This window comes from Streptomyces sp. NPDC002490 (assembly GCF_040296045.1).
Taxonomy (GTDB): Bacteria; Actinomycetota; Actinomycetes; order Streptomycetales; family Streptomycetaceae; genus Streptomyces.
Genome location: NZ_JBEOWM010000101.1, coordinates 1 through 8,449 on the forward strand (window position 1 = coordinate 1; position 8,449 = coordinate 8,449).

Sequence of the window (8,449 nt, forward strand, 5' to 3'; positions counted from 1 at the left end):
CGGACGGGTGATCTGGTGCGGTGGACGTCGGGTGGTGAGTTGGTGTGGGTGGGTCGGGTTGATGATCAGGTGAAGGTGCGGGGGTTCCGGGTCGAACCGGGCGAGGTGGAGGCGGTGTTGTTGGCGGATGAGGGAGTGTCTCGGGCGGTGGTGGTGGCGCGGGAGGACCGGCCTGGCGTCAAGCGTCTGATCGGCTATGTCGTCCCTGCTGGTGGGGGTGGTCGGCTGGTTGATGGTGACGTGTTGCGTGCGCACGTCGCCCGTGTGCTTCCCGAGCACATGGTGCCGTCGGTGGTGGTGGTGCTGGAGGCTCTGCCGTTGACGGCGCACGGCAAGCTCGACCGGGCCGCGCTCCCCGCACCCAGGGCCACCGGCCCCGCGAACGACACCGACCGCACCCCCACCACCCCGGAGGAGGAGGTGCTGTGCGGCCTCTTCGCCGAGGCGCTGAACCACGACCGGGTGGGCCCCGAGGCATCGTTCTTCGACCTCGGTGGGGATTCGCTGCTGGCCATGCGGCTGGTCGTCCGCGTTCGGCAGGCCCTGGGGGCGGAGATCACCGTCCGGGACCTGTTCGCCGACCCCTCCCCGGCGGGCGTCGCCCGCCGCGCCGCCGGGCAGCGGGGCACCGCCCGGCCCGCGCTCGTCGCGGCCGACCGCCCCGACCCGCTGCCCCTCTCCGCCGGACAGCAACGCATGTGGTTCCTCAACGGGCTCGAAGACTCCGGCGGCGGAGCCGGCTACAACGTGCCGCTCGCCCTGTGGATGTCCGGCGGCCTCGACCTCGGGGCACTGGAGGCCGCCCTCGGCGACCTCGCCGACCGCCACGAGACCCTGCGCACCCGCTTCCCCACCACGGACGGGACGCCCCGGCAGCACGTCCTCGACGGCCCCGCGGCCCGCCCGTCCCTCCCCGTGCGCGCGGTGCCCGTGGACGAGGTGCCCGAGGCACTGGCCGCCCTCGCCGGGCACCGCTTCGACCTCGCTGGAGAACTCCCCTGGCGCACGCACCTGTTGGTGCTGTCCGAGACCGAGCACGTGCTGATGCTGGTCGCCCACCACATCGCCGTCGACGGCTGGTCGATGGGCGTGCTCGCCGAGGACCTGCGCACCGCCTATGCCGCCCGCCTCGACGGTGCGGCACCCGACTGGCCCGCGTTGCCCGTCCAGTACGCCGACTACGCCCTCTGGCAGCAGGAGACCCTCGGCGACCCCGACGACCCGCACAGTCTGATCGCCGCCCAACTCGCCCACTGGCGCGCCGCCCTCGCCGACCTGCCCGAGGAGGTGCCGCTGCCCGCGGACCGGCCCCGGCCCGCCGTCCCCGCCTTCACCCCCGGATCGGTGCCGATCGACATCGGGCCGGAGACCCACGCGGCCCTCGTCGCCCTCGCCCGGGCGGGCTCGGCGACCCTGTTCATGGTGGTGCAGGCGGCGCTGGCGATGCTGTTGGCCCGGCTGGGGGCCGGCCGCGACCTGCCGATCGGCACCGTGGTGGCGGGGCGCCAGGACGCCGCGCTGGAACGACTGGTGGGCTTCTTCGTCAACACCCTGGTGCTGCGCACCGACGTGAGCGGCGACCCCACGTTCACCGAGGTCCTGGCCCGCACCCGGGAGGCGGACCTCACCGCCCACGCCCACCAGGAGGTGCCGTTCGAGCGCCTGGTGGAGGACCTCAACCCCACCCGCTCCCTCGCCCGGCACCCCCTGTTCCAGGTGATGCTGCTCCTCCAGAACCTGCCCGCCCCGTCCTGGGAGCTGCCCGGGCTGACCGTCCGGGCCCGGGAGGCAGCCGCCCCGCCCGCCCGCTTCGACCTGTCGTTCACCCTCACCGAACGCCGCGACCCCGAGGGCGCCCCGGCGGGCATCGACGGCGACCTCTCCTACCGCACCGACCTGTTCGACGCCGTGAACGCGCGGGGTCTCGCCGAACGGCTCGCCCGGGTCCTCGACCGGATCGCCGCCGACCCGCACCTGAGGCTCGGCGAGCTCGACGTGCTGGACGCCGCCGAGCGGCGGAGCGTGGTCCACGCCTGGAACGACACCGCCCGTCCGCTGCCCGACACCACCGTGCACCACCTCGTCGCCGGACAGGCGGCCCGCACCCCCGACGCCCCCGCGGTCATCGACGCCACCGGCACCCGGACCCACGCCGAACTCGACCGGCGCGCCAACCGGATCGCCCACGCCCTGATCGCCCGCGGCATCCGACCCGAGGACCGGGTGGGCGTGGCCGCGGACCGGTCCGCCGACCTCGTCGCCGTCCTCCTCGGCATCCTCAAGTCCGGCGCCGCGTACGTACCGTTGGACCGTGGGCACCCCACCGAGCGACTGCGCGCGGTCACCGCCGGGGCCCGACTCGCGCTGACCCTCGCCGACCGTCCGGTGCCCGGCCTCACCACCGTCCCGTTCACCGCACTCGTCGACCCCGCACTCCCCGACACCGCCCCCGACGTCCCGGTCCCGCCCGACGCCCTCGCCCAGCTGATGCACACCTCCGGCTCCACCGGGGTGCCCAAGGGCGTCGCCGTCACCCACCGCAACGTCGTCGGCTTCGTCCTCGACCGCGCCTGGGACGGCGGCCTCGCCGAACGGGTCCTCCTCCAGGCCAACCACGCCTTCGACGCCTCCACCTACGAACTGTGGGTGCCCCTGGTCCGCGGCGGCGCCCTGGTGGTCGTCCCGCCCGGCGAGGTGGACGCCGCCGCACGCGCCCGGCTGATCGCCGCCCACGCCGTCACCAACGTGCACGCCACCGCCGGGCTCTTCGCCGCACTCGCCGAGGAGGCCCCGCGGATGTTCGCCGGGGTCCGCGAAGTGTCCACCGGCGGTGACGTGGTGTCCGCCGCCGCGGTCCGCGCCCTGCTCACCGCCCACCCCGGGCTCACCGTGCGCACCACCTACGGACCGACCGAGGCCACCGCCTTCACCACCCACCTCGCCTACACCGCCGCCGACGCCGTCCCCGACACCGTGCCCATCGGCCGTCCCCTGGACAACAGCCGCACCTACGTCCTCGACGAGCACCTCCGCCCCGTCCCGCCCGGCGTCATCGGCGAGTTGTACCTCGCCGGGACCGGCCTCGCCCGGGGATACGCCGGCCGCCCCGCACTCACCGCGGAACGCTTCACCGCCTGCCCCTTCGACCCCGCCGGCGCCCGGATGTACCGCACCGGCGACCTGGCGCGCTGGACGACGGACGGCAAACTGCTGTTCGAGGGCCGGGCCGACGACCAGGTGAAGATCCGCGGCTTCCGCATCGAACCCCGCGAGGTCGAAGCCGTGCTCGCCGCCCAGGACGGAGTGGGCCGCACCGCGGTGATCGCCCGCGAGGACCAGCCCGGCACCAAACGCCTGGTCGCCTACGTCGTCCCGGCCCCCACCCGCTCCGGCGCCCCCGCCCCCGCGCCGGACCCCGAAGCGCTGCGCACCGCCGTCGCCGCCGCCCTCCCCGACTACATGGTGCCCGCCGCCGTCCTCGTCCTCGACTCCCTCCCGGTCACCCCCCACGGCAAGGTCGACCGGGCCGGGCTGCCCGCCCCCGCCTTCACCACCGCCGAGGGCAGGGCCCCGGCCACCCCCACCGAAACCGTGCTCTGCACGCTCTTCGCGGAAGCCCTCGGGGTGGCCCGCGTCGGCGCCGAGGACTCCTTCTTCGCCCGCGGCGGCGACTCGATCACGTCCATGCTGGTGGTGGCCCGTGCCCGCCGCGCCGGCGTCCTGATCACCGCCCGACAGGTCTTCGAACACCGCACCCCCGCCGGACTCGCCCGCGTCGCCACCGCCGCCCCCCGCCCCCGGGCGACCGTCGCGGAAACCACCACCGGCCCCGTCCCCCTCACCCCCGCCATGCGGGAACTCGCCGAACGCGCCGGCCCCGCCGCCCTCACCGGCACCCTCGCCCAGTCCGTGCTGCTGGAGACCCCCACCGCACTCGACCCGGACCGGTTGACCGCCGCCGTCCACACCCTCCTCACCCGCCATCCCCTGCTACGAGCGCGCCTCGACCACACCGACCACGGCCCCCGCCTCCTCGTTCCCGGCCCCGACGACCCCGCCCCGAACGCCGCCGACCGCGTCACCCGCGCCCGCACCGACGACCCTCGCACCGAAGCCGACGCCGCCGCCCGCGACCTCGACCCCGCCACCGGCCGCATGCTGCGCGTCGTCCACTTCGACGCCCCCGACGACCACCCGGGCGCCCTGCTGCTGGTCGCCCACCACCTCGTGGTCGACGCCGTCTCCTGGCACGCCCTCGTCCCCGAACTCGCCGCCGCCTACGCCCACCCGCACCCCGCCGAGCCCCCCACCGGCACCCCCTTCGCGCACTGGGCGCGCACCCTCGCCGCCCGGGCCACCAGCGCCGAACGGCGCGCCGAACTACCCCACTGGCTCGCGCTGGTGGACGCCCCCGCCGATCCGCTGGACGCGCCCGCCCTGGACCCGGCCCGCGACACCGAAGGCGCCGGAACCCACCGGACCGCACGCACCCTGCCCACCACGGTCACCGCGGACCTCCTCACCCGGGTGCCCACCGCCTTCCACACCGGGATCGACGAGGTGCTGCTCGCCGGCCTCGCCGCCGCGGTACGGGACCGGGGCCGGGACGTCACCGGCGGATTCCTGGTCGACGTCGAGGGCCACGGGCGGACCCCCCTCGCCGAGGACATGGACCTCACCAGCACCGTCGGCTGGTTCACCAGCACCTCCCCGCGCCGGATCGACCCCGGCACCACCGACCCCGCCGAGGTCCGGGCCGGCGGCCCCGCGGCCGGACACCTCCTGAAGGCCGTCAAGGAACAGATCCGGGCGATCCCCGGAGACGGCCTCGGCTACGGCCTGCTGCGCCATCTCGACCCCGAGTCCGCCCCCGCCTTCGCCGACGCGCCCCGGGCCCGGATCGGCTTCAACTACCTGGGCCGGTCCACCGTCACCGAACCCGACCGCACGCCCGCCGCCTGGCGACCCGCCCGCGGAACGGGACTCGGCCTCCACCCCGACCCGCGGATGGCCCTCGCCCACGCCCTCGAAGTCGGAGGGGCCGTCCACGACCACCCGGACGGTCCCCGACTCACCCTCACCCTGGTCGCCCCCGCCCGACTCCTCGGCGAGGACGCCCTCCGCGCCCTCGCCGACTCCTGGGCCGCCGCGCTCACCGGCATCGCCCACCACGGCCGCGACGAGGACAGCGGTGGCCACACCCCCTCGGACTTCCCCCTCGTCGCCCTCGACCAGGACGACGTCCACGAACTCGACACCCGGTTCCCCGGCCTCGTCGACGTGTGGCCGCCGTCCCCGCTCCAGGACGGCCTGCTCTTCCACGCCTGGTACGACCAGCAAGCCCGGGACGTCTACGTCGAGCAGACCGCCGTCGACCTCGACGGCCCCCTCGACCCGGCCCGACTCCGCACCGCCTGGCAGACCGTGGTCGACCGGCACCCCAACCTCCGCACCGCCTTCCTGCGGCCCACCGGGCAGGACCGGGCCGTCCAAGCCGTCCTCGAAGGGGCCGCCCTGCCCTGGCGCGAGGCCGACCTCACCGACCACCCCGACCCGGAACACGAAGCCCACGGGCTCGCCGCCGAGGACCGCACCCGCTTCGACCTCGCCGCCCCGCCCCACCTGCGCATCCTGCTGGTGAAGCTGGCCGGGCGCCGCCACCGGCTCCACCTCACCCTGCACCACATCGTCCTCGACGGCTGGTCCGTCCCGATCCTCCTCGGCGAGGTCTCCGAGCTGTACGCGAACGGCGGCGACCCCCGGCCCCTGCGCCCCGTCGTCCCCTACCGCGACTACCTCGCCTGGCTCGGCCGACAGGACCGCGCGGCCTCCGCCGACGCCTGGCGCACCGCCCTGGCCGGCACCGTCGAACCCACCCTGGTCGCCCCGGAAGCCTCCCTCGACCGGCCCGTCACCCCGCACACCGTCATCGTCCGCTCGGAGCCGCGACTCGCCACCGCCCTGCGCGAGGCCGCCGGTGCCCTGGGGCTCACCGTCAACACCTTCGTCCAAGGCGCCTGGGGGCTCCTGGTGGGCATGCTCACCGACCGCACCGACGTGGTGTTCGGCGCCACGGTGGCCGGCCGGCCCGCCGAACTCCCGCACGCCGAGCGCATGGTGGGCCTGCTGATGAACACCGTCCCGGTGCGGGTGCAACTGGACCCCACCCGCACGGTCGCCGAACTCCTCACCCGACTCCAGCTCCAGCAGAGCGAGTTGCTGGCCCACCACCACCTCGGCCTGAGCGAGGTCCAACGAGCGGCCGGCCCCGGAGCCGTCTTCGACACCCTCCTCGCCTACGAGAACTACCCCCGTCACCCCGAGGGGCCGCTCCGTCTCGACGGAGTCACCGCCGGCCCCCTCACCGGCGTCGACGCCGCCCACTACCCCCTGGCCCTGGGCGTCATCCCGGGCGACCGCCTGGAGATCCGCCTCGACCACGCACCGGACCTCCTCGACGACGAGGACACCGTTCGCTCCCTGCCCGCGCGTCTGATGCACGTCCTGGCACAGTTCGCCGCCGATCCCGGGCTCCGACTGGGTGCGGTCGAACTGCTGGGCTCCGCCGAACACGAGCTGGTGGTGCACGGATGGAACGACACGGGGTGTGAGGTGTCGGCTGGGTCGGTGGTGGAGTTGTTTGAGGGGTGGGTGGGTCGGTCTCCGGGTGGGGTGGCGGTGGTGGGTGGTGGTGTGTCGTGGTCGTACGGGGAGTTGGATCTCTGGTCTGGTCGGGTGGCGGGGTGGTTGGTGGGGTGTGGTGTGGGTGTGGGGGGTCGGGTGGGTGTGGTGGTGGGTCGGTCTCCGTGGTTGGTGGCGGTGTTGTTGGGGGTGTGGAAGGCGGGTGCGGCGTTCGTGCCGTTGGATGCGGGTCATCCGGTGGAGCGGTTGCGGTCGGTCGTGAACGGGGCGGGGCTGGATGTGGTGGTGGCGGATCGGGTGGTGGAGGGCTTGGAGACGGTCCCTCTGGAGGAGCTGTTCGCTGCTGATCCGCTGACGACCCCGACCGTGGTGTCGGGGGAGTCGTTGGCGTATGTGATGTTCACGTCGGGGTCGTCGGGTGAACCGAAGGGTGTGGCGGTCACGCACCGCAACGTGGCGGCCTTCGTGTCGGACCGGGCCTGGCGCGACGAGGTCGTGGAGAGCGTTCTGGTGCACGCCAACCACGCCTTCGACGCCTCGACCTACGAGTTGTGGGTGCCCTTGGTGCGGGGCGGCCGGTTGGTGGTGGCGCCCGCAGGCGAACTGGACGCCGAAGGCGCGGGCCGGTTGATCGCCGAGCACGGGGTGCGGAGCGTGCACGTCACGGCGGGTGCGTTCCGGGTGTGGGGGGAGGTGTCGCCGGAGGTCTTCGCCGGGGTGCGTGAGGTGGCGACGGGCGGGGACGTGGTGTCGGCCTCGGCGGTGCGTGCGGTGCTGGGCACGGGCGTGCCGGTGGTCGCGAACTACGGCCCGACCGAGACGACGGCCTTCACCACGCGGCAGGTGTTCGCGGTGGGGGACGCGGTGCCCGCGAGCGTGCCGTTGGGGCGCCCGATGGACAACAGCCGGGCGCACGTGCTGGACGGGTTCCTCCGCCCGGTGCCGCCGGGCGTGACGGGTGAGCTGTATCTGGCCGGTGAGGGCGTGGCCCGTGGCTACGACGGGCACCCGGGGCTGACGTCGGAGCGGTTCGTGGCGTGCCCGTACGGCGTTGGGCGGATGTACCGGACGGGCGACCTGGCCCGCTGGACGGCGGACGGGGTGCTGCTGTTCGCCGGTCGGGCCGACGACCAGGTGAAGGTCCGGGGCTTCCGGGTCGAGCCCGCGGAAGTGGAGGCGGTCCTCGCCGACCACCACGCGGTCGGGCAGGTCGCCGTGGTGGTGCGGACGGACGACCGGGCCGGTGCGAAGCGCCTGGTGGCCTACGTGGTCCCGGCGGTGCCGGGCCCGGCGGGGCTCGACGCGCTACGGGCCCATGCGGCGGAACGGTTGCCGCAGTACATGGTGCCCTCCGCGTTCGTGACCCTCGACGCCCTGCCGGTGACGGCGAACGGGAAGCTCGACCGGCGGGCGCTCCCCGCACCGGAAGGGCCGGCCGCCACCGGACGCGGTCCCGGGACGCCCACCGAGGAACTGTTCTGCCGACTCTTCGCCGAAGTGCTGGGCCTGGAGCGGGCCGGTGCCGAGGACTCCTTCTTCGAACTCGGCGGCGACTCGATCACCTCCATGCTCCTGGTGGCACGGGCCCGCCGTGCCGGGGTGACGGTGTCCTCCCGGGAAGTGTTCGAGAACAGGACCCCGGCCCGCTTGTCCCGGGTGGCCGGGGACCTCTCCGGTTCGGCGCACCGGCAGCCTCCGGCCGTCCCGGGAGCGGGTGTGGTGCCGTTGACGCCGGTGATGCGGGAGTTGGTGGGGCGTGCGGGTGTGGTGGCGTTGACGGGGGGTTTTGCGCAGTCGTTGGTGGTGG

At 74.7% G+C, this 8,449-nt stretch carries 2 protein-coding genes; one reads left to right on the top strand and one right to left on the bottom strand.

Translation table 11 applies throughout. The features are described from left to right. Positions 1 to 255: hypothetical protein (locus ABT092_RS30495; RefSeq protein WP_351249690.1), on the bottom strand; the 255-nt coding region annotated here is incomplete at its 3' end. On the opposite strand from ABT092_RS30495, the gene ABT092_RS30500 reads away from it, so the two are divergent. Further along, on the top strand, positions 154 to 8,449 hold an 8,296-nt coding region (locus ABT092_RS30500), incomplete at its 3' end, for a non-ribosomal peptide synthetase (protein WP_351249688.1). The genes ABT092_RS30495 and ABT092_RS30500 overlap by 102 nt on opposite strands.